The sequence below is a fragment of the Mesonia aestuariivivens genome (assembly GCF_019311235.1).
Classification (GTDB): Bacteria; Bacteroidota; Bacteroidia; order Flavobacteriales; family Flavobacteriaceae; genus Mesonia; species Mesonia aestuariivivens.
In genome coordinates this window covers 23,636-50,203 of the sequence record NZ_JAHWDF010000007.1, presented here as the reverse complement: position 1 = coordinate 50,203, position 26,568 = coordinate 23,636, and the positions used below count along the sequence as shown (strand labels likewise).

Sequence of the window (26,568 nt, the reverse complement as noted above, 5' to 3'; positions counted from 1 at the left end):
TTTATATCACTAATAAAAAGAGGCTGTCTTAATTTATAGACAGCCTCATTGGCTTAAAATTTATAAAAGTATACTAAACTTATTCTGCGTAGTATGTAAAAGTTTTTTTGAAGGTAACAACTCCATCAGGGTCTGAATATGAGGATGATACAGGGTATTCGTCTAAATTATATTCATAGTTTACTTCTTCATTAGCTTCAGTTCTTGTTATTGGATTGTTTGTATTTACTTCGTCAATTCCTGAAACTCTAATTGCCGAAAAAGCTTCTGGGTAAATACCTTTAAATGGATTATTTTTATTATCGTAAGTAGCTTCTATAGTGTTAGACTGTGTAGTCCCTCTAGTGAATTCTATGATGTTTCCTTTATTATCATAGGTGTAGGTTCTAATATCATATAGAGAAGGTTCTTGTTCTTCGTAATCAGTTTGCTCTTCTTTTATTAGTAAATTATCTTCGTTATAGGTATAACTAGAGCTAAATGTTTTTTCACCATCTTCATATTCTTCAGCTGTAGTTATTTTACCATCTTCATAAATATAAACGGTTCTTTTTCCTTCGGATGTCTTTTCCGTAACTTGGTTTTTCTCATCGTAAACCAGTGTATATTCTGTGGTTTCTCCTTCTTCAGTTATCGAATATTTGTTTACAAAACCAGAGTTTTCATTATATTCATAATTAGTAGTTTTTTCTACCACAAAAAAATCATAATCTTCAATGTACGTGTAGCTCTTTAACTTAGAACCGCTACCTACTTCTCCACGAACGTTCACGGTTACCATATATTCTTGTGTAGAGCCGTCTTCAGCGGTTACAGTAAAAGTTTTAGCTTGCCCGTCTTCAAAAGTAATGGCTTCGCCTGATGCTGGAGAAACAGTTGCATTTTCTGACACGGTAATTGTTGGTATTACAGCAGTTAATGAAGTACCGTAAGGCACGCTTACTTCAATAGAATTTCCAAAATCATAATTAATATCATCTTCATTTAGTTCATCAAAATTGAGAGCGAAATCAGTGATTTCAGCAAGTGATGATAGAGTTATTGAATCATCATCACTAGAACATGAAACTGTAGTCATAGCAACTACTATTAGGCTTAAAATAAAATAATACGTTTTTTTCATACTTTTCATAAGGTAATAATTTATAGGGTTATGTTTATCTTTTTTATACAAAGACAGCCGCAAGATAGCAACGGCATGTCTAGTAAGTTTTTAGAGTTTTGGATTGTTTATTATAGCATCATTAGGAAGAGGAATTACATACCTTTCATCATTCTTTTCTAAGGTGAAGCTTTGTTCTTTATAAGTTTTGGTAATTTCTGGTTGATTGGTGCGTCTTAAATCGTACCAGCGATGTCCTTCTATAGCAAATTCTTTTCTACGTTCTTTTAAAATTTCTGCTAGTAAATCATCTGTATTTAATCCTGCGATTTTAAGGTTAAATTGTTCGAATCCTTCAGGAGTATACCTATTTATTGCCAATGCTAATAGAGATGTTTTAGCAGCTTCGCTTTGTTGTAATCTAGCAAAAGCTTCTGCTTTAATTAAAAACAATTCTGAAGTTCGATAACTTACTTTAAATTTGTTGTTTGCACTTTTTTTACTTTGAAATCTTCCTGCTGGAGTTTCCTTAAAATAGAGATTAAATCTTAAATCTGATGACTGATCGTATATTTCGATTAAATCATCTGAAATAGTAGCATTATTAGAAATATCAAATGAAGCGACTGTTGCCAAAGCTAAAATAGATTCTACTGAATTGTATTCTGAAGGCATGATGCTTGTATCTTCATTTAAATCTTGCAAGTCTGAATGAATAGCTAGTGCTGCATCTGCATTGTTAATCGCTTGCTGCCATTCATTTTTATACAAATAAACACGGGCTTTAAATGCTTTTACAGCCACTTTCGAAAATCTATAGTTAAGGCCTGTATTTTGCTGATTTAAAGTAATTAACTCTTCTGCGCTATCTAAATCATCAAGAATTAAGTCATAAACTTCTTGTAATGAGTTTGCAGGATAATCTACATTGGTTTGATAGCTGGTTACAATTGGTACTGCAGCATCTTCTCCAGCGGTAGTATTGCTATAAGGTTTGGCGTACAAATTAATTAAATCAAAATACTGTAATGCTCTTAGCGCATAAGCTTCACCCACCAACTCATTAATCTCATTGTCATCACCTTCCATATCGTTTTTATTATCGATAACATGGTTACAATAAAAAATGATATTGTAGAAAATGGCATAAGGATAACTTCTGGTTAATGGGCTCGGGTTTTCATCATTCCAGGTATAAACGTCTTCGTATTGTTCAATCCCTTGACTGCTTGGGTTTATTTGTAACTCATCGCTTCTATAAGAGGTTAAAACCTTACTAAGATTTGTTATACCATAAGCGCTAGTTAAGAAGCTTCTATAATCTTCAACAGTTGTTGGGATTACTTGTCCCACTGGTTTTATATCTAGATAATCGTCACAAGAGACACATAATAGCAGTGTTATAGATATGTATAGTAGTTTTTTCATAATAGCAAATTAAAATGTCAAATTAAATCCAGCAGAAATAACTTTAGGAATGGGTTGTGCATATAGACTTCCATAGGTTTCAGGATCAAAATACCCATCGTAATCTGTTCCGAATACCAACAGATTTCGACCTTCAATATTAAAATTGAGTCCTGATATATTTAATTTCTCTAATTTTTTATTAGGTACAGCATAGCTTAATCTTATACTGCTAATACGTATGTAAGAAATATCTTTTACCCAAATATCGAGATCGTCGTAAGTTCTTCCTGCATCAAACGAATTATACCAGCTGTAGACTAGATCTGTATTGAAGCCTGGCGAATTAGCTCCAATAAGTGCTGGTAAATTACCAGTACCTGCATCTAAAATCTCAGTACTATAATTATTACCAGGTTGTGCTAATGTAGGGTAGTAACTTGGTGCTGCTTGAACTGTTTGTTTGAAGATGAAACTGGTAAGCACTCTTAATCCAAATTGTTTGTATTGAAAGTTATTTCTAAAACCACCAGTAAATTTTGGGGTTCCGTCACCAACATAAGAGTACAAGTTTCTATGTTCTTGTCGGGTTAATTGTGTACCATCTGTACCTTCTTTTAAATTGTAAAATTCTACAGCTGAAACTTTTTTGTCATCTTTCCAAAATAAAGGAAGACCATTACTGTCTATGCCTGCAGTTTTAATGGCGAAAATAGCATTGACACTATGGCCTTTTAAAGATGGCTTAAAACTATTTTCTTTTATTTCTATATCTTCTACAATACTTTTGTTGTGCGAAAGATTTAAACCACTAGTCCATTTAAAATGGGAGCCGTTAATATTGGTAGTATTAATCGCTAGCTCATAACCTTTGTTACTAACCGTACCCCAATTGGTGTTTATAAAGTTGTAGCCACTCTCAAGAGGTACCGACTTTAATCCAATTAAATCGGTGCTTTTCCGATTATAGTAGTCTGCTGTAACATTAATTCTATTATTAAAAAGACCCAAATTAAGCCCTAGATTAGAAGTTGTGGTTTTTTCCCATCTTAAATCTGGATTAGGTGCGCCTAAAGCATTAATAGCTTCTTCATTCATTCCCGGTAGTATTGAAATATTATTATAGGTTCCCAATACAAAAGGGGAGGTGTTTTTATCAATGTTTCCTTGAATACCGTATGAAGCTCTCAATTTTAAATTGCTGATGAATTCGAGATCATCCATAAAATTTTCTTTATCTACATTCCATGACCCTGCGACAGACCAGATGGGGAGGTACCTATATTTTGGGTTAACACCAAATAAATTGGAACCATCGTACCTTAAACTAGAAAAAACAGTGTATCTACGATCATAAGTATAAGATGCAGTACCAAAAAATGAAGAAAATGAATTTTCAGAAATTTGCTTTTTATAGGGGGTAAATAATGAGTTTTTTAATGCTAATTCGTTGGTGATAGGAATTGTCGTAAGGGTATTGGGGTTAAACCCAAAGCCTTTTGTTTGTATTTGATTTGTTTTATTTCGTCTAAATTCTGTTCCTAACATTACATCCAATTCATGAATATTATTAAATGTAGTGTTATAATTTACCATGGTTTTCCAGTTATATTGAAAAACATCGGAAATCAAATCTTGTGTTATTCCACCTTCTGGCATATAATAGGCATATCCATTGGTAGTGGTATATTGTGATTTTTGCTCGTATTTACGCGTATAATAGCTGTTTTTATCACTGAATTTTTCAGTCTTATTAAAATCAAATTGTAAACCTAGCTGTGTAGAGAAATGAAGATCATCTAGTATGTCGTAATCTATATTGAAGATAGATTTTAATGAATTTGCGGTTAACTCGTGATTGGTGTTTTTACGCTCTTCTAGTACGTTATAATTTAAATTAAGATCAGAACGTTCAACTAAATCAGGATCATAAACATAATTTCCTTGATCGTCTGTTAGTGTAAGATAGGGATTAGCATTTCTCGCATAATTAGCAGGATTGGTATAAGCATCAGCTCCCGTAATGTAAGAAAAAGTCTTATTTTGACTACCAAATAAAGCTATGCCTACTTTAAGTTTATCGTTCAGGTTAAAATTATCTTTTACGGTAATGTTATAACGCTTTTGACCTGTGCCAATAGTTCCTCCTTTTTCATCAAAAATTCCTGCAGAGAAATAATAGTTATTTTTTTCGCCGCCACCAGAAATACTCAAGCTGTACTGCTGGTTTACTGCCATTTGATACAATTCATCTCCCCAATTGGTATGTGTGTTTTTTAGTTTATTAATAGCATTTTGTGCTTCAGTAGGAATTGCCGAAAACCCGCTATTTTGAAACGTATCGTAGGCATTATAACTATTTAAGATTCTAGCGACACTACCTCTGTTTTCTTGATAATTAAGATCTTCTCGACTTGCCAAATAAAGCTCAAAGTCAACTTTTTGGGAAGAATTCATTAGATTTAATTTACTATAGTTAGGTTTTTGGGTAATAAATGCATTGGCTGTTGCATTAATACGCATACTCCCTTTTTTACCTGACTTACTGGTAATAACGATTACACCATTTGCAGCACGTGCACCATAAATAGAAGTTGCTGCGGCATCTTTCAAGACAGTGATACTTTCAATGTCATCTGGGTTTAAGCCAGCTATTGGGTAAGACCCTAGGTTATCTATATTGTCTTTATCTCGGAAATCTTTAGGAATATCTTCTCCTTGAAGCGGTATACCATCTAAAACCCATAACGGATCTGAAGATCCATTTAAAGTGGCAGTACCTCTTATCGAAATTTTTGATGGAGCACCAGGCGCACCGCTTGTTGGCTGAACTTGCACTCCTGCTAGTTGCCCCGTAAGCATTTGATCTACTGTAGAAACTCCCGCTTGTTTAATTTCTGAAACATTAATTGAAGAGTATGCTGAGGTAGTTTTTCGTTTTTCTATTTCTTGGTAACCGGTAATTACAACTTCATCTAAATTTTCTGTATTTTCTTGTAGTACAATTGTTAAATTAGTGGCAGCCCCTGAAACATCTATCGTTTTTGTTTTAAATCCCATATAAGAAACCAATAAGGATTTAATATCTTCGGGAATGCTAAATTCAAAATGCCCATCAAAATCGGTAGTTGTACCTAGCATAGCGCTATCTAATACTCCTTCTTCTTTAGCTTTGCTCCCTATCATTGATGAAGAGACATAAACAGATGCGCCGGGTATAGGGATGTTCATAGCTGCGTCAGTAACTGTTCCGCTTACCAGTTTCTGCTTCTGTTGAGCTATCGAAAGAAACGGTAAGAAAAATAACAAATATATTAATTTCTTCATTTGCTCTAGTTATTTAAATTATATTCTATTCTCGAAATAAGATCTTGGTAATGTGCTTTGGTTGCGCGATTACCTTTATTTTTCTTCTTTTTTAATATTTTCAAAATATCTGTAAGTGCTGCTCTTTTATTCGTACCTGCGTCTGAAACTCTTGGTAAGTAAGAGAAATGGATATTCTTAAATTTTTTAGAAGTTTCAGATACCGTATTTTCTTTTGTTTTTTCTAGTAGTTTGTTTCGGTCTACTGTTAACACATCTACATAATTTTTTTGTGTTATCCTGTCAAACATATCTAAAGATTTTCCTTTTTTGGTTTTTTCAAAAATGGCATCAAATAATTGATCAAATAAATATTGTTCTGTAAAGACTTCACTATGGTTTTTTGCGAGTACTTGATTTTCAGTTATACGCATAATTCTGTCTGTATCTATTAATTTGTAGATTACATTGGTCTGGTAAATACGCAGCATAGAAACTGGAGAATAATAACGTTCTCCATCTGGAGCATCACGTACAGCGAAAACTTTATTGATAATTTCTGGAGTAAATAACCATTTTTGAGGTTTTATTGCGTTCTTTATTAGGTAGTCTAAAGCATCTTTTTGTAGTTCAGCTGGGACTGGTTGGTAAGTATCTTTACCATCGCCATAAATCGTATTGTTTAAATATACACCTCCGATATTTGCCATAACATGACTGTTGTAAAGTACCCATTGGTCAATAACTGCTTTATATAATTTTGAAGCTTTATAATAGTCTTCGCCCTCTTCATTAGTCCATTTAATAAGGTTAGGGATAATGCGTTTTAAGTTTTTCAATCCATATTCGCTAGCTTTCATAGAATTATCACCCAAATCTTCACTTTGTGATCTAGGGTCTATCACTTCGGCTTGTTGAGCACCGTAGAAATAAAGTGGGTCGTTTTCATGTTTTCTAATCCATTGATTTAGGATAGGAAGTTCTTCGTGAGCTGATTTATTTTGTATCCATCTATAACCCCAAGAAATCGCATATTTATCATAAACTCCTATTTCTGGAGTAATATCAACAACATCATCTTCGGGTTGTGCTACGTAATTGAATCTGGCATAGTCCATTATAGATGGTGCCGTGCCACCCATTCTTGAGGTGAAAGTTTTAGATCTTAAAGAATCTACGGGGTAACTATGAGAGGCTCCCATATTATGTTTTAGGCCAAAGGTGTGACCTACTTCATGAGAAGAAACAAAGCGAATGGCTTCTCCCATTAATTTAGTTGAAAGTTTATTGGTTCTCGCATCAGGATCAATAGGTCCGGTTTGAACTCGTATCCAAGAATGTAAGCCTTTCATTAGGTTGTGCCACCAAATAATGTCAGATTCTAAAATTTGTCCGCTTCTTGGGTCTACAACCGAAGGTCCCATAGCGTTTTGTTTTTCTGAAGCTGCATAGGTAATCACAGAATATCTTACATCATCTACATCAAAATCTTTGTCGTCTTTTGAGGGTATTTTAACTCTAACTGTATTTTTAAATCCAGCTTCTTCAAAGGCTTCATTCCATTCTAGTACACCTTTTTCTATATAAGGTACCCATTGAGGAGGAGTAGCAGGGTCTATGTAGTATACAATTGGTTCTTTGGGTTCTACTAATATTCCTTGATTATATTTTTCTATATCTTCTTTTTTAGGTTCTAGTTTCCAACGTGTAATTAATTCTCTAGTTTCTACCTCTTGCTGTGTGTCTGAGAAATAATCCATCGGTTTTCCAAAGTAACCTACACGTTTATCTGCAAATCTAGGTTTCATAACTTCGGTTGGTAATAGTACAATATTTGTAGTTACCCCAATTGATAGCGGTAATGCTGGACCTCCTCCTTCACTTACAGCAGTAGAAATAAGAGATTTCACTACAATATTTTCGGGAAAAGATTTTACTTCTTCTAGAATAGATAGATTGGTTTTAATGCTTCCGCCAAGACCTGTATTTGCAAGAACGTCACTAAAACTTTTCTCTTTTCCGTTGAAAATTTTATTTACTTTTATAAAAACTGAAGTTGAGTCTGTGTTTTGAGCTTTTATATCAAACTCTTCTATAATTGATTCTCCAAAATTGTCTTTTACCGATCTTGTAATGGCATCTGAGGTTGGAGATTGCACCCTAGGGTTAATTGTTTTTACCCAAACTTTATGAAGTATGGTATCTTTGTGAAATCTAATCAGTTTTGTTTCAAAAGCCATTCCTTTATTTAATCCATGGCCATTTAAAGCGTAAGGTACACTCGAAATTTTATTCACAACCAGTAGATCTCTTGTTATTAGAGAATCAGGAATTTCAAAATAATAATCGCCTTCTAAATTGTAAACATTAAATAAACCTTTTTTAACGTCCCCTTTTTTTAGAAATTGCTGATAAGATAATTCTTTATCTGCTTCGGCTAAAGAATCTATTACTTTCTTTATGTCTTCAGTTTTCTCCTTATCATTGCTTTTTTTTGTTTGTTGGCCGTAATGAATATTACTTATAAAAAATGTAAAAATAATGATAGTTCGGTGTGTTAAGCTGCGATTCCATAAAGTATTTCTCATAGATTTAGATTATTTTATTGCTAAATCTCCGTTATTTAAAAAGTTTAAAAAAAATAAATGGAGTGAACTCAATAATTTATGGAGTGAAATCGCATTTTAAGCTAATAAGGGTAGAAAACATATATAGTGGTTTTTTGATATTTCTGTCTTAAATCCTTCTAAATTGTAATATCTATAAGTGTTCTTTAAATAATTAAGCCCTATTTTATGACTATCTGCCTTTTTATTTTTGTGAGGTGTGTAATTATTTATAACCTCAATATGTTTTTGATGTATAGTAATTTCAATTTGTAGTGGGTTTTTTTTAGTGAATTCGTTGTGCTTAATGGCGTTTTCAACGACTGTTTCTAAAGCAAGAAAAGGAATTTTTTTATAATAGATAAACTCATCTTCACTCGCATTATTTATAGTTACTTTTAAACGATTGCTAAAGCGAATTTTATGAAGAAAAAAATACTGTTTTAAAAATGTGATCTCTTTTTTTAGAGTTATTAAATCTCCTTCTTTATTTTCAAGAAAATACCTATAAACATCAGCTAGTTTTAGGACAAATTCTTGAGATAATTTTGGTTTTGATTCTATGAGTATGTGCAAAGAATTTAAACTATTAAAAAGAAAATGAGGATTCATCTTCTTTTTTAACTGGTTGAGTTGTAATAGGGCGTTTTCTTTTTGATACTTTTCGTTTATAGTGATTAATTGCTCTTTTTCTTCAACTACTTTAAGGTTTTCTGTAAATTCTTTTTTAAGTTGATATCTAGAAACTAGTAGCAAAAGCATAAATATGGTAAATGCTAGTAGGCATATCCAAAGAAAATATTGATTGATTTGCTGCGTTTTTTCTTTTAAAATAATATCAAGAGGAAAACTTTCAATAATAATAAGTGAAGTGCTTCCTACTTTTATTTTTTCAAAATAACGACGGACATCTAATTTTAAGTATTCCGATGTAGCTTCATCTTTTAAAATTGCTGAATTAGTATCTTTGATCAATATGTCTTGAGGCGAAATGCTTGTAAAGTACGTGTCTAGCTTTTTTCCAATATATTTTATTTCTGGGTGTAATAAGCAAATCCCTTTTTCATTAGTCACTACCGTGTAGCCCATACGACCTACATTATTTTCTGAAATGTATTTCCAGAATGCTAATAAATCGATATCATACCCTACAATTAGTGTGGTGTCTTTATCCTGTTTATGTATATATGTTTTTCGATAATTTACGTTACCTTTTGCTGTTAAGATGGTATCGAGAAACTTTGATTTAGCTTGGGTTTTATATCTAAGCGGCAAGCTTTCTATATTAGATTTTTTTTCATTTTCATAGAGAGAATAAATATTTTTTAAGCCTGCTGAAGTACTTAAATAAATAAAGCTGTTTGAAATTAGACTTGATGATCGAGCTAAATCTGAAGTAAACTTTAATTTATCTTCTAGTTCTTGAAAAGAGATTTTATTAGAATCTTTAATTAAGTTTTTAGAATAAGTAAGAAAACTATTTAAATTATTAAACTCAAAAGCTATATTATTCTTTTTTGAATTAAGATTTTCTAAAATCACATTTTCTAGCAAATTTTCTGCTACAGATGTAATTTTTGGGATTATAAAAGAACTAACCACGAAAAAGAGAACGATGAGCGTTATGCTTGTATAGAAATACTTTTGACGTTTTTTAAAGTCTTGCAGAAAATTACCTGAGTCCATTCTAATTATTTAACCACTCCTTGAAGGATTGTATGTTTTTAGCGCTAATTAATATAGAAGCATTAAAATTAGGCGCAGGCTGAAGTTCTATCTTTAAACGACTTTGGCTGTATTTTATAATTGATTTAATAGCATTATGTCTCACTATAAATTTTCTATTTACTTTGAAGAAATCTTTAGGCGATAGCTTATTTTCTAGATTATAGAGGGTATCATCATATAGAAAAACCTCTCCTTTACGCGTAAAAAGAAATAGCGATTTATCTTCAGCCATGAAATAAGCAGTTTCTTCACTTTTAATAGATAGTAATTCTTCACCTTTAGAAATTAAAAATCGTGTTTGATAAGAACTCACTTCAGACATATTACTTAAACGACTAATTAAATTGTCTAAATTTTGTTGGTTAGGGTAAAACTGAATTTTATGCTTTTGAGTATTTATATATTTCTCTAAAGCTTTATTAAGTTTAATTTGATTATAGGGTTTTAATAAGTAATCTACGGCGTGAAATTGAAAAGATTGAATGGCATAATGATCAAAAGCCGTGGTAAAGATAATAGGTGTATCAATATTTAAAGCTTCAAAAATCTCAAAGCTTTCACCATCTCCTAGACTTACATCACTAAAGATAAGGTCACAATTATTTTGTTTAAACCATTCAATAGCCTCTGATACACTCTCTAATCTTTTTTTTATGTTAAGATTATAAGGTGTCTTCAATAATAATTTTTTTAGAGAATCAGCCGCAAGGTCTTCATCTTCAATTATGACTACCTCCATATTTTTATTAAGAATAGGTTATAAATTTAGAGAATTTATTGAATGTGAAATGCAAAAGTATAATTTAAAAAAATACGTACTATCTATTATTTCTAAAATTTAAACTGCTAAATTAAGCAAAAATTAGTAAGGATGTTAAAGATGTATTAATGTGATTTCTATATTTTATGATAACACTTAATTCGACTACATTAGGCAAAAATAATTATGATGAAAAATATCAACTTATTCAGTCTTAGTTTTATAGTGTGTTCTTTTTTACTCATATCTTGTAAAGGAGAGCGTAAATTATCTAATGAGACTAAAAATAAGATAGCAAAAGATAGCAGTTATACAACTGTAACTACGGCAATAGGAGCGTTAAGCCTGCCACCCGCATTTAATACAGAATCTGTGAGAATGCAAAGTAAAATTATAAATTGGAAAGAAGGAGAAACGCCTTCAGCACCAAAAGGTTTTACGGTAGAGCGTTTTGCTGACAGTTTAGAGCACCCTCGTTGGACTTATATTGCAGATAATGGTGATTATTTTGTTGTAGAAAGTAATGATGCCAAGAGAAGTGCTAACCGAATAACCTTATTTAGAGATGAAAATAAAAATGGTTTGCCAGATGAAAAATTCACTTTTTTAGAAAATTTAAATCAACCCTTCGGAATGTTGATTATCGATAGTTATTTCTATGTAGCTAATGTAGATGGTTTAGTGAGATTTCCCTACCAAGAAGGTCAAACTAAAATTATAGCTTCACCAGAAAAAGTAATAGATCTTCCAGCAGGTGGTTACAATCATCATTGGACGCGAAATATTATTACAAATAAAGACAAGTCTAAAATTTATATTACGGTAGGTTCTTCAAGTAATGTGGGAGAACACGGTATGGAGAAAGAAGAGCGTAGAGCCAATGTGTTAGAAATTAATTTAGATGGAAGTGGCGAGCGTGTGTATGCTGCAGGTTTAAGAAACCCTGTCGGGATAGATTGGAATCCAATTACTGGTGAACTTTGGGCAGCTGTAAATGAGAGAGATAAATTAGGAGATCATTTAGTTCCAGATTATGCTACGAGCGTTAAAGAAAATGGTTGGTATGGATGGCCTTATTCATATTATGGTCAAATTAAAGATCCGCGTTGGAAAGATGAACCTCATCAAGAATTAGTAAATCAAGCAATAATTCCCGACGTTCCATTAGGTTCACACACGGCTTCATTAGGACTTGAATTTTATACTTCTAATAAATTTCCAGAGAAATATAAAAACGGAGCTTTTATTGGTCAGCATGGTTCTTGGAATAGATCTAAGCTAGCGGGCTATAAAGTGGTTTTTATCCCTTTTGATGAAGAAGGAAGTCCAAAAACACCCGAAGATTTTTTAACAGGTTTTATAGCAAATGAAAATGGTACAGATGTGCATGGTAGACCAGTAGGAGTAACTCAAACTCCAGATGGCGCATTATTAGTTAATGATGATGATGCTGGTATTGTTTGGAGAGTTGCTTTTGAATAATAACTATATTGAAATTTCACCATTTTGAAATACCAAATAATTACTACATTTATAATAAGTTTGTGTTGTAATATTAGTTTAACGCAGGCTCAAGAAAAAAATCTTGAGCCTGTTTTAGATAGTACAGCTTTGCCACAGGTTTTATTAAAAGGAACAAGCATTAAATCTGAGCTAACGCATACACCCGCAGCGGTAAATCGACTCGACCATAGAGAACTTAACAGAAATTCTCCCACACTTTTAACCAGCTCTTTTAATCGAATTCCTGGGGTTTATACCCAAGCGGGAGCATTAAATACCAATAGAATAACCATTCGCGGTATAGGTGCACGTGCACAATACGGTACAACCCGTTTAAAAGCTTATTTTAATGAAATTCCCATTAGTACAGGAGATGGTCAAACTGTAATTAATGATATAGATTTAGAAGCTATTGAAAGTGTAGAAATTATTAAAGGTCCAAATTCAAGTTTGTATGGTTCTGGTTTGGGTGGAGTGTTACATCTGTTTGCTTATCAACCAAGAAATGAGCGTTCTTTTGCCAAAATTTCCAGTAGTTTTGGAAGTTATCAACTGCTGAAAAATACAGCAAGTGTAGGCTATTCCGATAAAAAGAAATCTCTTTTTGCTACCTATAACCATTTGCAAAATGAAGGCTATCGGGAAAATTCAGAGTATGATCGGAAGTCTTTCAATTTCAATGGAACCTTTTATTCTGGAGAAAATTCAGCAATTAGCTTTTTAGGTAATTTTACAAGACTCAAAGCCTACATTCCTAGTTCTATTGGTAAAACAGCGTATCGTGAAAATCCAGAAAGCGCAGCCTTTAAGTGGATTTCGGCAGAAGGTTATGAGTCTTACGATCGCTTTTTACTGGGAATTTCGTATAGACAGCATTTTACAGATAATTTAGAGAATACCACCAGCGTTTTTATAAATAGTAGAGACGCTTATGAACCTCGTCCTTTCGATATTTTAAAAGAAAATAGTTTTAGTATGGGAGCGAGAACGCGTTTTAATTACAAAACTGAATTATTTTCTTTGCCTGCGGAAGCAAGTTTGGGCGCAGAATTTTTAAATGAAAATTATTATGGAAGTAATTTTGAAAATCTTTATGAAGAATTTCCCAATCAAGGAAGTGTTCGCGGAAGTCAAATTGCCAATTTAGAACAAGACCGAAAGTATTACAACCTCTTTGCGCAATTAAATTTGCAAGTTTTTCCGAAATTAAAATTAGTGGGTGGCCTAAATGTGAACTTCACAGATTATGCATTAACCGATTTATTTGAAGAAGATGAAATCGACCAAACAGGAGATTATCAGTTCGAAACTATTTGGTCGCCAAGAATTGCGGCTTTGTATGAATTGAATTCAACTAAAAACATTTACCTAAATATTTCTAAAGGATTTTCTACCCCAACAGTAGATGAAACTTTAACACCTCAAGGTTTAATTAATACCAGTTTAAAACCTGAAATAGGGTGGGATTATGAAGTGGGTTTTAAAGGAAATTGGTTTGAAGATTTTTATACCGAAATTGCTTTGTACAGTATTCAGGTAAACGATTTATTAGTTGCAGAACGCATAGCGGAAGATCAATATGTGGGGGCCAATGCAGGTAAAACAGATCACAACGGAGTGGAACTTCTACTAAAGTACAATTGGAAAATTACTTCAGCAATAATTTTAAAACCCTATGCTTCTGCAAATTTTAATTTTTATAAGTTTGATGAGTTTATCGATGAAGGGCAAGATTTTAGTGGAAATGATTTAACGGGAGTTCCCGATCAAAAAATAAATATTGGCTTAGATCTAATTGCCGAAAACGGATTCAGTTTATTTAGCAATGTACTTTTTGTTTCAGAAATACCGCTGAATGATGAAAATTCGTTGGAGACTGATCGCTATCAATTAATCAATATAAAAGCTGGTTACGATTTTACGATATTCAATGATTTTCAAATCAATCTTAATGCTGGTGTTAATAATGTATTCGATGAGCATTATGCGGTAAGTACTTTACCTAATGCTGTAGGTTTTGGAAACAGCGAACCTCGTTATTATTATCCTGGGAACGATCGTAATTTTTATGGAGGTGTAGAGGTGAAATATTTGTTTTAGGTTTTATTGTGGTGTAATTTTACAACAAAAGGATGGCGATGGCAAGACAAAGTATTTCGTTAACAGAACCCAATGAAGTAGTTAAAGTTACAAGTGAAGAGTATACTAGCAAAAGTGAACGGGTTAATGATTTAATTAGGTAAGCTAAGATTGATTGGATTCAAGCTAAGCTTGAGCAAGCAGAAAAGAGCGGATTTACTTTAGAATCAAAAGAAGAAATTTTAAAACAAGCTCAATAATTTATCAGATATTAAATAAGACAGAAACCTGCAAGGACTTTAAGTTCCTTGTAGATTTTCCAGTGAACTCTAAATGATACCTGCAAGGTTTTCAAACCTTGCAGGTATCTCACTATCAAACGATTCCTATTTGAAAATTTTATAAAATTAATCGCTTTTCAATCAGAATACTTATCCATCAACCCAAAATCAAAAGGTGTCCACAAACAAGCTTTTAGGTTAGCTTTTTTAAAAGCTGAATTCACCCAAGTATTACAAGTGAAAAAGCAAGTGTAATTTCCGGTAGCTTTATAAAAATCGTCGTTGTAAGCATATCCTTTATTGGGTAAGATTACTTTTTTTGATTCAGTATCCTCGTAAAAGCTATTTTCTAGGTATTGATGTAGAGTTGAAAGTTGTTGCTGCGATAATTCAATTTTGATCCAAGAAGGGTTTACTTCAGCATATTTGGTTAGATGAATAAGGGTAGAACTTTTTAAAAAGAGTGCATTTATTGCATTTTTGAAAGTAAGGTCTTTCCATTGTAGAGTGTTTAAATAGAAATTTTCATCACCCCAACCAAAGGAAAAATATTGATCACTTTGAGTATATTTCAAATCTTTTAATAAGCTTTCTTCCATTTTTTCTTTAGGAAGAATAATGTCTAAATGAACACCATTCGTATTCAAATAAACAAAAGTTTCTTTCGGATGTTCTTTATTTTGATTTACGGTGATGGTAGTAAGAATCAATGCAATCAAGAAATGTAAAAGACGGATAGAAATTAATACCAATATAATTTTCCCGATTAATTTTAAGACTCGCTTCATTACTTCATTTAAAAATGAATCTTTCTAACTCCTAACCACTCCTAAACCCTCACCGCGTCAGGAACCAATAAGGTGTTATCTCCGTTATTTTGAATTACATCCCTAGCATTGGAATAAGAATATAAATTTTAATATTTTATTGAAAAATTTTATAAAATATATCATTTTTACGGTTATATTCGTAGCCGTAATCTTTTCGAAAAGAACATCTGTAATTAATTAGTAACTTATTTAAATTAAAAATGAAAATTAAAGTAATTTATTTTTTTCATTACTATTAGTAGTTAGTATGATTTCTTGTACTAATGATAGTAATGATATTGTTTCCTCGGGATCTAATGCTAAAATTAATCAATCACAAGCCTCAGTTGAAAGTACTATAGCACCAGGAGGTGGTGGATGGGGAGGTTCCATTAAGCTTAGAATAGGGAGAACATCAAAAAATTGTGGAGGTTTGGGAATTTGCCGTATTGATAAAATAAAAGTGAATACTCCTATTGGAGATCCAACATGGGTTAATGTGCCACCAGATCCGGCTGCTCCTAACCAAACTTCAACGCTTGAAACTAATTTCACTATTGAACATATAGAAGGTATTGATAAATTAGTTTTAGAAGTATCTCCAGAAATTTTAGATGATTTTATTAAAAAAGAAGGAGGAGAGTTTTTCATAATGGAAGAAGATTACATATTAGAAGACGAAGTCGCTGAAGAGATAGGTCTTAAAAGAGGCTTTACCTTAAAAAGAGGGAAATATCCTCTTGAGCGTTTTGAAGATGTAAATAGCTATTATGTGCGCTTTTAAAAAATAATTTAACCGTCTAAGTATATTTATTTTGTTATACTTAGACGGTTTCAATTTAAAATGATTAAATGAAAAAAATCACCTATTTATTTTATTTATTAACGCTTTCTGTTTTTTCTCAATCACAGTACGTTTATAATTTTAAAAATTCAGATTCTTTAGATAGTTATATTCAGAAAAACAATCTTGTATTCCATCCGGAAGATATTTATATTACTAAAGATTTTGAAAGTTTTAAAGCTCATACTCAAACTAGCTTTTTTGCTTCTCCAATAATTTTTGTGTTTAATAAGGAAGGAAAATATTTGGAAAGCATTGATAATATTAGTTCTGAAAGAAAGCTCAGCAATTTTAAAAGAATTAGAAAAAAAACTGATAAAGATCAACCAAGTTTAGAGTTTTTAACAGAAAAAATCGCTCACTATAATTCCGGTGAAGTTTTTGAAGATAAACATTTGTACACTTATACATTTGTGATTAATTGGATGCTTGTAAGTGGGGAGCAAAAGCCAATTATTATAAAATTACTAAATGAATGGTATGGCGTACTTTTACGCCAAAAAAGGGCAGGCGAAAATATTAAAATTATCTTGTTAAATATAGATGTGCAAGATCATTGGGGGTTGTCGCAAACTTGGCGAGGATATGTGTTGGAAAATCTAAATAGAAGTTCAGATAAATAAGGAATTATTAGTTATGAGGTGTTTTATTATTATTATTACTCTATTTACTTTTTATAATTCGATGATAGCTCAAAATGAAGCTTTTCAAACTCATGTAAATATTCTTCAATTGGATGAGTTGAAAAATAAGATTTTTGAAAGCCGGGAGCCATATAAGATTGTTTTCATTTTCAACCAATTTTGTTCTGCAAGTAGGGATGTTTTTCCAGAATTAGATGAGTTGTACAAAAAAGCTCATAAAGAAAATTTTGAATTATTTGTGGTAACAAATACCAAAGAAAAGAATAAGGAAGAACTAGAGGATCATCTTTTTTATTACGGGTATGGAGAACCTTTCTATATTTTAAAAGATAAACCGTTATTGGGATTCTTAAAAAAGACGATTCAAAGTATTTGTGAAAGTTGTAACGCAAATGAAATGGGGTATTCTAGCTTTATGGTATTTAATGAAAATAATGAAGTTTTAGAGCAAACTAATTACAACCAAACTAAAGAAGAGATTATTTCTACTTTAAAAAAGTATATTCAATAATTTTATATAGGTGTTAGTTGTTATAAAAACACACTGTCACCCTGAACTTGTTTCAGGTTCCCATTATCTTTTATAAATAGTTGTGATGCGATTGTTGAAATTGAAGATTCAAGGGAGTAAACAAGCCCTTCTGACGGACGGTCAGGCTCAGCAAGACAAATTGTGTGGTGAATTACAAAAATATACTTTATTTTACTAACCATTAACCACTAACTACTAAATTAAACCCTAACCGCATCAGGAACCAATAACGTGTAATCTCCATTATTTCTTATTACATCTCGAACAATAGAAGAGGAGATATAACTTTTTCCACTGGAAGTTAGTAAGAATACTGTTTCAATTTTCTGTAATTTACGATTGGTATGAGCAATGGCTTTTTCAAACTCAAAATCGGCAGGATTTCGTAGTCCTCGCAAAATAAAATCGGCATTTTCTTTTATACAGAAATCTACCGTTAAGCCTTCGTAGGTTTTTACTTTTATTTTGGGTTCATCTTTAAAAGCTTCTTTAATAAATTGCTGGCGCTGCTCTAAAGAAAACATATATTGCTTATCGGCATTTACGCCAATGGCTAAAATTATTTCATCAAAAAGTTTGAGTCCGCGTTCGATAATATCGTAATGTCCTAAAGTTAAAGGATCAAATGAACCAGGGAAAACCGCTCTTTTCATAAATAAAGCTTGAAATTTATATTATTCTAAAATCTTAGTGAAGATAAGCATTTCTTAAGAAAGAAGTGAAGCTTCAATCACATTGGTAAATAGATCGCTTAAGCTTATACCGGCAGCTTTAGCTTGTTGGGGTAAAATACTGGCTTCGCTCAACCCAGGATTGGTATTTACTTCTATAAAATGTGGTTCGCCTTCGTGAAAAATAAATTCGGCACGCGTGAGGCCTTTTAATTTTAATACCTGAAAAATACGCTTGGCTTGGTTTTGAACTTTTATGCGATCTTCTTCAGAAATATTGGCGGGTGTAATTTCTTTCGACATTCCTAAATATTTTGCTTCGTAATCGAAAAATTCATTTTCAGAAATAATTTCGGTTACTGGTAGCGGTAAAACTTCACCTTCATATTGAATCACACCTACAGAAACTTCGGTACCATCTAAGAAAGATTCGATAATTACTTCTTCATCTTCTTCAAAAGAAAACTCAATAGCTTTTTTTAATTCTTCTTTCTTTTTTACTTTAGAAATTCCGAAGCTACTTCCAGCCTTATTCGCTTTTACAAAACACGGTAAACCTACACGTTCTAAAATTTCTTCTTCGTCAAAATTGTCACCTTTATTTAGAAAGAAATTTTTAGCAGTTTTTATTCCGTAAGCCCGAAGAATGCTAATGCAATCTCTTTTGTTAAAGGTAAGTGCAGCTTGGTAATAATCGCAGGCGGTTTGCGGGATATTAAGCATTTCTAGGTAACCTTGAAAAATACCATCTTCACCAGGAGATCCGTGAATAGTATTGAAAACACTATCGAAAGTAATTTTCTCGTTATTGATTTCCGTAGAAAAATCGGCTTTATTAATCACGTATTTTTCGCCATTGTCAAGTACTACAAACCACCCATTTTCTAAAATATGTACTCTATAGGGTTCAAATAAATCTAGGTTGGTATATTTGTAAACTAATTCGCCACTGTTTAGAGAAATCTTATATTCACTGGAATAACCGCCCATGGCGATGGCAATTTTTTTCTTCATTATAAACTTTTTATTCGCTATTTACGTTTGTAAAATAAGCCTTGTATTATTTATTACAAAAATACAGGTGTTTTTATATCTTTGTGCAATAATTTATTAATAATAATGAGCTTTTTCAAATTCATTTTCAGCAAGACATTTTTAATTCAAATTGTTATTGCTATTATCGCAATAGTTGTTTTGGTATTTGTTGCCATGCATTGGCTAGATGATACCACAAATCACGATCAGCGTATAGAAGTACCAGATTTATCAAGACTATCTTTAGATATTGTAGATAAAAAGCTAGAAGAAATGGATTTACGAAAAGTGATCTTAGATTCTGCTAACTACAATCCAGATTTTCCTAGGTATTCTGTCATCGAGCAAACTCCAGAAGCAGGGAAATATGTAAAAGAAAATAGAAAGATTTATATTAAATTAAATCCTTCAGATTATCCTAAGCTAGAAATCCCTAAATTTAAAAGAATCACTAAACGCCAAGTTACCTCTAAACTTTTATCACTTGGTTTTGAAATAGGCGATATTTCTTATAAACCAGATTTTGCCGAAAATGCAGTTTTAGAACTCACCTATAAGGGGAAACCCCTAAAAGCAGGAGATAAAGTGAGAAAAACAGCTAAAATTGATATGGTTTTAGGAGATGGAACTCAAAATTACAATAGTGTAAATTAAGTTGAAGTGATGAACGAAGAAGGACAAATAGAAGAAAATAGCGGAAGCGACGATTTATACGAGCATTATAGTTTTACTGCATCTAAAGGGCAAGAACCTTTACGTGTAGATAAATTTTTAATGAATTTTGTTGAAAATGCAACCCGTAATAAAGTACAGCAATCTGCTAAAAATGGAAATGTATTTGTAAATGGCATTGCAGTAAAACAAAATTACAGGGTTAAGGCTGGTGATGAAGTAAAAGTTTTGTTTGAACACCCGCCTTATGAAAATTTATTAACACCGGAGAATATTCCGTTAGAGGTGGTTTATGAAGATGAAGCATTATTGGTGGTTAATAAATCTGCAGGAATGGTGGTACATCCAGGCCATGGTAATTATTCCGGCACTTTGATTAATGCCCTAATCTATCATTTTGATAATTTACCAAATAATAGTAGTGAACGTCCAGGGTTAGTACACCGTATAGATAAAGATACCAGCGGATTGCTTGTGGTGGCCAAAACTGAAAATGCAATGGCTTACCTTACACAGCAATTTTTTCATAAAACGAGTGAACGTGAATATGTAGCCTTAGTTTGGGGAAATGTAGAGGATGATGAAGGAACTATTGAGGGTAATATTGGTAGAAACCCTAAAAATCGTTTACAAAATATGGTTTACGAAGGCGATGAAGCCGAAAACGGAAAACCTGCGGTTACTCATTATAAAGTCTTAGAACGTTTTGGTTATGTGACCTTGGTTTCTTGTAAATTAGAAACCGGAAGAACGCATCAAATTCGGGTGCATATGAAGTATATTGGCCACACGCTTTTTAATGACGAACGCTATGGTGGCGAGCGCATTCTAAAAGGAACTTCGTTTACAAAATACAAACAGTTTGTAGATAATTGTTTTAAAGTTTTACCTCGTCAAGCATTGCATGCTAAAACTTTAGGTTTTGAGCATCCTATTACTAAAAAATGGATGAGCTTTAATACCGATATTCCTGAAGATATGCAGAAGTGTATCGAAAAATGGAGAAGCTATGCTAAGAATCAAAAAGAGGTATTATAGACAAATAATTCGATGTTTAACTTATCATTTTAGTCTATACTTAGATTACTAAGAAATTATAAATTATTTCTTTTTAACTAAAGATAAGCCCTATTTTTGTGTGGAATCGTATTGCTAAAAGATATTTTTTGGCAATAGTCTGAAAATAATAACAATGAAAATAGTCGTTTCTCCTGCAAAATCTTTAGATCAAGAAAGTGAATTACCTACCAATCGCGGTACACAACCTAAGTTTGTTGATCAGGCAGTTAAAATTAACCGTAAGTTGGCTAGAATGTCTAAAAATGAAATTGCTGATTTGATGGGGATTAGCGATAAGTTAGCCGATTTGAATTACACGCGTTACCAAGAATTTCAAGAAACACATACGCAAAAAAATTCACGACCTGCAGCTTACTTGTTTGCTGGAGATGTATACACTGGTTTAGATGCTTATACGATAGAAAAACATAATGTAGATTTATTGCAAGATATGTTGAGAATTTTATCGGGAATGTATGGTATTTTGCGTCCGTTAGATTTAATTCAGCCTTATCGATTAGAAATGGGAACCAAACTTCCTATAGAATCGCATCAAAATCTTTATGAAGTTTGGCGAGAGAAAGTCACACAATCTTTAAATGATGAATTAGCAGAAGGTGAGCTTTTTATAAATCTTGCTAGTAATGAATACTTTAAAGCAGTAGATGCTAAAAAAATAAAGGCAAAAATAATTTCACCTGTTTTTAAGGATTTTAAAAATGGAAAGCTTAAAATTATTAGTTTTTATGCAAAAAAAGCGAGAGGATCTATGGCTCGATACATTATAGATACTAATGCAAAAACCTTAGACGATTTAAAAGGATTTGACTACGAAGATTATAAGTTTAGTGAAGAATATACCGAAAAAGAAAGCGAGCCTGTATTTGTGAGGTAGTTTTTCTTTCGATTCAAAAGCAAAAAAAAGCCGTTTCTTAAAAACGGCTTTTTTTTGTTTCAATTTATCTTTTACTAGGTTTGAATAACCCCTAAATTAAAATCTTTGGTGATAGGTGCATGATTAGCAGCTTCAATTCCTGTAGAAATCCATTTTCTGGTGTCTAACGGATTGATTACTGCATCTGTCCAAATTCTTGAAGCTGCGTAATATGGACTTACTTGACGGTCGTAATCTGCTTTAATTTTATCGTAAAGCTCTCTTTCTTTTTCTTCAGTAATCTCTTCGCCTTTTTTCTTTAGAGAGGCAGTTTCAATTTGTAAAAGTACTTTAGCTGCAGAATTTCCGCTCATTACGGCTAACTCAGCACTTGGCCAGGCTACAATTAAACGAGGATCATAGGCTTTCCCACACATTGCATAATTTCCTGCACCATAAGAATTTCCGATAATTACCGTAAACTTAGGAACCACAGAGTTACTTACAGCGTTTACCATTTTAGCACCATCTTTAATAATGCCGCCGTGTTCACTTTTACTACCTACCATAAATCCAGTAACATCTTGTAAAAATACTAACGGAATTTTCTTTTGATTACAGTTAGCAATAAAGCGAGTGGCTTTATCAGCAGAATCTGAGTAAATTACACCACCAAATTGCATCTCTTTAGGTTTAGTTTTGGCAGCAGTAGTCTTAACTATTTTACGTTGATTAGCAACGATCCCGACTGCCCAACCGTCGATTCTTGCATAACCTGTTATTATGGTTTGCCCGTAGCCAGCTTTATATTCTTCAAAATTTGAGTCATCAATCAAACGGTTAATGATTTCCATCATATCGTATTGATCACTTCGTTTTGCGGGTAAATGACCAAATATTTCTTGCGGATCTAATTTTGGTTTTATAGCTTTCTTTCGGTTAAAACCAGCATTTTCAGCATCACCAATTTTATCCATGATATTTTTAATCTTGGTGAGCGCATCTTTATCATCTTTCGCTTTATAATCGGTAACTCCGCTTACTTCACAATGAGTGGTAGCACCACCTAAAGATTCATTATCAACACTTTCTCCAATTGCAGCTTTCACCAAATAACTTCCGGCTAAGAAAATGCTAGCTGTTTTTTCTACGATGATAGCTTCATCACTCATAATAGGTAAATATGCGCCTCCTGCAACGCAGCTCCCCATAACCGCAGCAATTTGGGTAATTCCCATACTGCTCATTACAGCATTGTTTCTAAAAATTCTTCCGAAATGTTCTTTATCAGGAAAGATTTCATCTTGCATGGGTAAATAAACTCCTGCACTATCTACTAAATAAATGATAGGTAATTTATTTTCAATAGATATTTCTTGGGCACGAAGGTTTTTCTTTCCGGTAATAGGAAACCAAGCGCCTGCTTTTACGGTAGCATCGTTAGCAACCACAATAACTTGTTTTCCAGAAACTTTACCAATTTTTACCACCACACCACCACTGGGGCAACCACCGTGTTCTTTATACATCTCATCACCAGCAAATGCAGCAATCTCAATAGCCTCTTCTGCGTTATCGAGTAAAAAATTAATACGTTCACGAGCTGTCATTTTGCCTTTTGCATGATGCTTTTCAATACGTTTTTCGCCACCGCCTAATTTTACTTTTGCAAGTTTGCTACGTAAATCTGAAAGTAATAATTTATTATGATCTTCGTTTTTATTGAATTTTAAATCCATTCACCTTTATTTTTAAAGCGTGTCCCTATCGGGTCGGACTTTTGCTACTCGCTTTTTTATTTTTAACAAAATAAAAAGAGCTCAAACATAACGCTCAATCCCTCACGCTTTTCTATTTTTGGTAACGAAAATACAAAAAGCTTATCATTTTTATAACTAAATTTTAAAGCAAAAAGTGAGATATTTATAAAATACATTAAGAAATAAGAGTTTTAATTTTAATTTATTAATATAAAAGTAAATTATTGATAACATTATAATTTGAATTTGCTTTTTGAAGCCCTAAATAATTAGATAGATATGAGTATGAATAAAAATACAGTGTTGGCTTGGGCCACATTTATTATGATTTTAGTAGGCCTAGGTTTACTAAGTTTAGCAGCATTTAAATATAGAGAAATTGCGGGTTATGGTTTTGGAGCAGTAGGTGTAGGTTTTCTTGCGGTTGCCTGGGTTTTTAACGCCTTGAAGGGTAGAGTTTAAAAGGTCTAAGAAACTATTTATTCATTATTTAAAATATAATTTCATATGATAAGAAAACAGCTTATTAAACATTTAGAGGGAGGGGAAGCATTTACCCCTTTAGATGAAGTTGTAGAAGAGATTAATATTAAACAATTAGGAGTTAGACCAGAAGGACTTCCATACTCTTTTTATGAGTTATTTTACCATATTGTTTTTGCACAACAAGATATTCTTAACTACATATTGGACGAAAATTATCTAGCTCCACAATGGCCCGATGGTTATTGGTCTAAAGTACAAACACCAAAAAATAAACAGGCTTGGGAAGATTTAAAGCAACAGTTTTTTAAACAAAGAAAAGAGCTAATTGCTATTGTTGAAGATGAAGATTTAGATTTAAATTCACTTATTAAAAATAGTAAAGAGCATACCTTGTTTAGGCAATTAATGCTTATTGTAGAGCATAATGCCTACCATACCGGACAGTTGTTGGTAGTGCTTAGACTACTCGATTTACATTCTTAAAATATAAAATCAATCATTCTAAATTTGTACTTTTGCGTTAGCGATAGCAGCGACATCCTTTTTTTGCTTTAATAAGTGGCAAAAAAAGATATAGCGTATAGCGCGGTGCTTAGCAAACGCCCATTTAACTTTAAATAATTAATTAAAAATATGTCAGACGATAAGAAAGTAATTTTCTCTATGTCGGGAGTGACAAAATCGTATAAAAACGCAAATACTCCTGTGTTAAAGAATATTTATTTAAGCTTCTTTTACGGAGCTAAAATTGGAATTTTAGGTCTCAACGGTTCAGGTAAATCAACTTTATTAAGAATTATCGCCGGTGAAGAAAAAAATTATCAAGGTGATGTCGTTTTTTCTCAAGGATACTCTATAGGTTATTTAGAACAAGAGCCTAAACTCGATGAAGAAAAAACAGTATTAGAAGTAGTAAAAGAAGGTGTATCTGAAACAATGGCTATTCTAGATGAGTATAATGCTATTAATGATCAGTTTGGACTTCCAGAAGTTTATGAAGATGCAGATAAAATGCAGAAGTTAATGGATCGTCAAGCAAAATTGCAAGATGAAATAGATGCTTCTAATGCTTGGGAGATAGATACCAAACTAGAAATTGCCATGGATGCGTTAAGAACACCTGAAGCCGATAAGAAAATTGGTGTTTTGTCTGGTGGTGAACGACGTCGTGTAGCACTTTGTAGGTTATTATTGCAAGAACCAGATATTTTATTATTAGATGAACCAACCAACCACTTAGATGCAGAATCTGTACATTGGTTAGAGCACCATTTGCAACAGTATAAAGGCACAGTGATAGCAGTAACACACGACCGTTATTTCTTAGATAATGTTGCGGGTTGGATTTTAGAATTAGATCGAGGAGAAGGAATCCCTTGGAAAGGAAATTATTCTTCTTGGTTAGACCAGAAATCTAAACGTATGGCACAAGAACAGAAAACTGCTTCTAAGCGTCAAAAAACTTTAGAACGAGAGCTAGAATGGGTGAAAATGGCGCCAAAAGGGAGGCAAGCTAAGCAAAAAGCACGTTTGAAAAATTACGATAAATTAGCAAGTCAAGATCAAAAGCAGATGGATGACAAGCTGGAAATTTTTATCCCTAATGGTCCACGTTTAGGTACAAACGTCATTGAGGCGAATGGTGTGAGTAAAGCTTTTGGTGATAAATTATTATATGAAGACTTAAACTTTAAACTTCCACAAGCAGGAATTGTTGGTATTATTGGTCCAAACGGTGCTGGAAAAACTACTATCTTTAAAATGATTATGGATGAAGAAAAACCAGATCAAGGAGATTTTAAAGTAGGAGAAACGGCTAATATCGCTTATGTAGATCAAAGTCACTCAAATATTGATCCTGAAAAAACCATATGGCAAAACTTTAGCGACGAGCAAGAATTAATTATGATGGGCGGTCGCGAAGTTAATTCTAGAGCTTATTTAAGTAGATTTAACTTTAGTGGTAGCGAACAAAATAAAAAAGTAAATATGCTTTCTGGTGGAGAGCGAAACCGTCTTCATTTAGCGATGACTTTAAAAGAAGAAGGAAACGTTTTGTTACTCGATGAGCCTACTAACGATTTAGATGTAAATACACTTAGAGCTTTAGAAGAAGGTTTAGAAAACTTTGCTGGCTGTGCAGTTGTAATTTCTCACGACCGTTGGTTTTTAGATCGTATTTGTACACATATTTTAGCGTTTGAAGGAGATTCTCAAGTTTACTTTTTTGAAGGTAGTTTTTCTGATTACGAAGAAAACAAAAAGAAACGCCTAGGGGGTGATATTATGCCTACACGTATTAAGTATAAAAAACTTACTCGATAAGCTTGAATAAAATTTAATAATCCCAGTCAATCGGCTGGGATTATTATTTGCTAAAAAATATCAATATTGAATAATATTTTTTAGT

21 protein-coding genes are annotated in these 26,568 nt (G+C 32.6%); 11 read left to right on the top strand and 10 right to left on the bottom strand.

Annotation, left to right across the window (positions count from 1 at the left end):
• Positions 1-79: 79 nt before the first annotated feature.
• The 6 genes from KW502_RS07995 to KW502_RS07970 all read right to left on the bottom strand — a co-directional run bounded on the left by KW502_RS07995 (position 80) and on the right by KW502_RS07970 (position 10,888).
• On the bottom strand, positions 80-1,078 hold the full coding sequence (locus KW502_RS07995; protein ID WP_219040026.1) for an SGBP N-terminal domain-containing protein: 999 nt from the start codon (positions 1,076-1,078) through the stop codon (positions 80-82).
• Positions 1,079-1,213: 135 nt separating this feature from the next.
• The gene (locus KW502_RS07990) at positions 1,214-2,530 is read right to left on the bottom strand and encodes a RagB/SusD family nutrient uptake outer membrane protein (RefSeq protein ID WP_219040025.1); all 1,317 of its coding nucleotides are present in this window, start codon (positions 2,528-2,530) and stop codon (positions 1,214-1,216) included.
• Positions 2,531-2,539: 9 nt separating this feature from the next.
• Positions 2,540-5,836, bottom strand: coding sequence for a SusC/RagA family TonB-linked outer membrane protein (locus tag KW502_RS07985; protein WP_219040024.1), 3,297 nt, complete (start codon positions 5,834-5,836; stop codon positions 2,540-2,542).
• 5 nt (positions 5,837-5,841) lie between these two features.
• Positions 5,842-8,403, bottom strand: coding sequence for a zinc-dependent metalloprotease (locus KW502_RS07980; protein ID WP_219040023.1), 2,562 nt, complete (start codon positions 8,401-8,403; stop codon positions 5,842-5,844).
• A gap of 96 nt (positions 8,404-8,499) precedes the next feature.
• On the bottom strand, positions 8,500-10,107 hold the full coding sequence (locus KW502_RS07975; protein ID WP_219040022.1) for a sensor histidine kinase: 1,608 nt from the start codon (positions 10,105-10,107) through the stop codon (positions 8,500-8,502).
• Between the two features lies 1 nt (position 10,108).
• Positions 10,109-10,888 carry a LytR/AlgR family response regulator transcription factor gene (locus KW502_RS07970; RefSeq protein WP_219040021.1) on the bottom strand — a complete coding sequence of 260 codons (780 nt, stop codon included), beginning with the start codon at positions 10,886-10,888 and terminating at the stop codon, positions 10,109-10,111.
• Between the two features lie 207 nt (positions 10,889-11,095).
• Between KW502_RS07970 and KW502_RS07965 the strand changes: the two genes are divergently transcribed.
• Together KW502_RS07965 and KW502_RS07960 are read left to right on the top strand one after the other, a co-directional pair.
• Complete coding sequence (locus KW502_RS07965; RefSeq protein ID WP_439651396.1) at positions 11,096-12,391, top strand: PQQ-dependent sugar dehydrogenase; 1,296 nt, start codon at positions 11,096-11,098, stop codon at positions 12,389-12,391.
• 24 nt (positions 12,392-12,415) lie between these two features.
• On the top strand, positions 12,416-14,512 hold the full coding sequence (locus KW502_RS07960; RefSeq protein WP_219040019.1) for a TonB-dependent receptor family protein: 2,097 nt from the start codon (positions 12,416-12,418) through the stop codon (positions 14,510-14,512).
• A gap of 397 nt (positions 14,513-14,909) precedes the next feature.
• On the opposite strand, the gene KW502_RS07955 is transcribed toward KW502_RS07960, so the two are convergent.
• Positions 14,910-15,560, bottom strand: a complete 651-nt coding sequence (locus tag KW502_RS07955; RefSeq protein ID WP_219040018.1) for a DUF2459 domain-containing protein — start codon at positions 15,558-15,560, stop codon at positions 14,910-14,912.
• 289 nt (positions 15,561-15,849) lie between these two features.
• Here KW502_RS07955 and KW502_RS07950 point away from each other — a divergent pair, with 289 nt between their 5' ends.
• From KW502_RS07950 to KW502_RS07940, 3 genes are all read left to right on the top strand, one after another.
• Positions 15,850-16,365 (top strand): hypothetical protein, encoded by a 516-nt coding sequence (locus KW502_RS07950; RefSeq protein WP_219040017.1) that lies wholly within the window; start codon positions 15,850-15,852, stop codon positions 16,363-16,365.
• A gap of 68 nt (positions 16,366-16,433) precedes the next feature.
• Complete coding sequence (locus KW502_RS07945) at positions 16,434-17,048, top strand: hypothetical protein (RefSeq protein ID WP_219040016.1); 615 nt, start codon at positions 16,434-16,436, stop codon at positions 17,046-17,048.
• A gap of 13 nt (positions 17,049-17,061) precedes the next feature.
• Positions 17,062-17,580: a hypothetical protein gene (locus KW502_RS07940; RefSeq protein ID WP_219040015.1), complete on the top strand. Its 519-nt coding sequence runs from the start codon at positions 17,062-17,064 to the stop codon at positions 17,578-17,580.
• A 221-nt stretch (positions 17,581-17,801) separates the two neighbouring features.
• Here KW502_RS07940 and coaD read toward each other — a convergent pair whose 3' ends face one another.
• The gene (gene coaD / locus KW502_RS07935) at positions 17,802-18,254 is read right to left on the bottom strand and encodes a pantetheine-phosphate adenylyltransferase (RefSeq protein WP_219040014.1); all 453 of its coding nucleotides are present in this window, start codon (positions 18,252-18,254) and stop codon (positions 17,802-17,804) included.
• Positions 18,255-18,308: 54 nt separating this feature from the next.
• A complete protein-coding gene (locus KW502_RS07930; protein ID WP_219040013.1) occupies positions 18,309-19,286 on the bottom strand; it encodes a D-alanine--D-alanine ligase in 978 nt (325 codons plus the stop codon).
• 105 nt (positions 19,287-19,391) lie between these two features.
• On the opposite strand from KW502_RS07930, the gene KW502_RS07925 reads away from it, so the two are divergent.
• The 3 genes from KW502_RS07925 to yaaA all read left to right on the top strand — a co-directional run bounded on the left by KW502_RS07925 (position 19,392) and on the right by yaaA (position 21,933).
• Positions 19,392-19,961, top strand: a complete 570-nt coding sequence (locus tag KW502_RS07925; RefSeq protein WP_219040012.1) for a PASTA domain-containing protein — start codon at positions 19,392-19,394, stop codon at positions 19,959-19,961.
• Positions 19,962-19,970: 9 nt separating this feature from the next.
• On the top strand, positions 19,971-21,017 hold the full coding sequence (locus tag KW502_RS07920) for an RluA family pseudouridine synthase (protein ID WP_219040134.1): 1,047 nt from the start codon (positions 19,971-19,973) through the stop codon (positions 21,015-21,017).
• 154 nt (positions 21,018-21,171) lie between these two features.
• Complete coding sequence (gene yaaA, locus KW502_RS07915) at positions 21,172-21,933, top strand: peroxide stress protein YaaA (protein WP_219040011.1); 762 nt, start codon at positions 21,172-21,174, stop codon at positions 21,931-21,933.
• Between the two features lie 74 nt (positions 21,934-22,007).
• Here the strand turns inward: yaaA and KW502_RS07910 are convergent, their stop codons facing one another.
• On the bottom strand, positions 22,008-23,651 hold the full coding sequence (locus tag KW502_RS07910) for an acyl-CoA carboxylase subunit beta (RefSeq protein ID WP_219040010.1): 1,644 nt from the start codon (positions 23,649-23,651) through the stop codon (positions 22,008-22,010).
• A gap of 306 nt (positions 23,652-23,957) precedes the next feature.
• On the opposite strand from KW502_RS07910, the gene KW502_RS07905 reads away from it, so the two are divergent.
• The 3 genes from KW502_RS07905 (at position 23,958) to ettA (ending at position 26,483) form a co-directional block, all read left to right on the top strand.
• On the top strand, positions 23,958-24,134 hold the full coding sequence (locus KW502_RS07905) for a CAL67264 family membrane protein (protein WP_219040009.1): 177 nt from the start codon (positions 23,958-23,960) through the stop codon (positions 24,132-24,134).
• A gap of 45 nt (positions 24,135-24,179) precedes the next feature.
• A complete protein-coding gene (locus tag KW502_RS07900) occupies positions 24,180-24,641 on the top strand; it encodes a DinB family protein (RefSeq protein ID WP_219040008.1) in 462 nt (153 codons plus the stop codon).
• Between the two features lie 150 nt (positions 24,642-24,791).
• Entirely contained in the window at positions 24,792-26,483 is a 1,692-nt protein-coding gene (gene ettA / locus KW502_RS07895; RefSeq protein WP_219040007.1) for an energy-dependent translational throttle protein EttA, read from the top strand.
• Positions 26,484-26,568: the final 85 nt, after the last annotated feature.

Coding starts and splice junctions, on each gene's coding strand:
- KW502_RS07995 (WP_219040026.1), bottom strand. CDS start 1,078: ATGACTACAGTTTCATGTTCTAGTGATGATGATTCAATAACTCTATCA.
- KW502_RS07990 (WP_219040025.1), bottom strand. CDS start 2,530: ATGAAAAAACTACTATACATATCTATAACACTGCTATTATGTGTCTCT.
- KW502_RS07985 (WP_219040024.1), bottom strand. CDS start 5,836: ATGAAGAAATTAATATATTTGTTATTTTTCTTACCGTTTCTTTCGATA.
- KW502_RS07980 (WP_219040023.1), bottom strand. CDS start 8,403: ATGAGAAATACTTTATGGAATCGCAGCTTAACACACCGAACTATCATT.
- KW502_RS07975 (WP_219040022.1), bottom strand. CDS start 10,107: ATGGACTCAGGTAATTTTCTGCAAGACTTTAAAAAACGTCAAAAGTAT.
- KW502_RS07970 (WP_219040021.1), bottom strand. CDS start 10,888: ATGGAGGTAGTCATAATTGAAGATGAAGACCTTGCGGCTGATTCTCTA.
- KW502_RS07965 (WP_439651396.1), top strand. CDS start 11,096: ATGATGAAAAATATCAACTTATTCAGTCTTAGTTTTATAGTGTGTTCT.
- KW502_RS07955 (WP_219040018.1), bottom strand. CDS start 15,560: ATGAAGCGAGTCTTAAAATTAATCGGGAAAATTATATTGGTATTAATT.
- KW502_RS07950 (WP_219040017.1), top strand. CDS start 15,850: ATGATTTCTTGTACTAATGATAGTAATGATATTGTTTCCTCGGGATCT.
- KW502_RS07945 (WP_219040016.1), top strand. CDS start 16,434: ATGAAAAAAATCACCTATTTATTTTATTTATTAACGCTTTCTGTTTTT.
- KW502_RS07940 (WP_219040015.1), top strand. CDS start 17,062: ATGAGGTGTTTTATTATTATTATTACTCTATTTACTTTTTATAATTCG.
- coaD (WP_219040014.1), bottom strand. CDS start 18,254: ATGAAAAGAGCGGTTTTCCCTGGTTCATTTGATCCTTTAACTTTAGGA.
- KW502_RS07930 (WP_219040013.1), bottom strand. CDS start 19,286: ATGAAGAAAAAAATTGCCATCGCCATGGGCGGTTATTCCAGTGAATAT.
- KW502_RS07925 (WP_219040012.1), top strand. CDS start 19,392: ATGAGCTTTTTCAAATTCATTTTCAGCAAGACATTTTTAATTCAAATT.
- KW502_RS07920 (WP_219040134.1), top strand. CDS start 19,971: ATGAACGAAGAAGGACAAATAGAAGAAAATAGCGGAAGCGACGATTTA.
- yaaA (WP_219040011.1), top strand. CDS start 21,172: ATGAAAATAGTCGTTTCTCCTGCAAAATCTTTAGATCAAGAAAGTGAA.
- KW502_RS07910 (WP_219040010.1), bottom strand. CDS start 23,651: ATGGATTTAAAATTCAATAAAAACGAAGATCATAATAAATTATTACTT.
- KW502_RS07905 (WP_219040009.1), top strand. CDS start 23,958: ATGAATAAAAATACAGTGTTGGCTTGGGCCACATTTATTATGATTTTA.
- KW502_RS07900 (WP_219040008.1), top strand. CDS start 24,180: ATGATAAGAAAACAGCTTATTAAACATTTAGAGGGAGGGGAAGCATTT.
- ettA (WP_219040007.1), top strand. CDS start 24,792: ATGTCAGACGATAAGAAAGTAATTTTCTCTATGTCGGGAGTGACAAAA.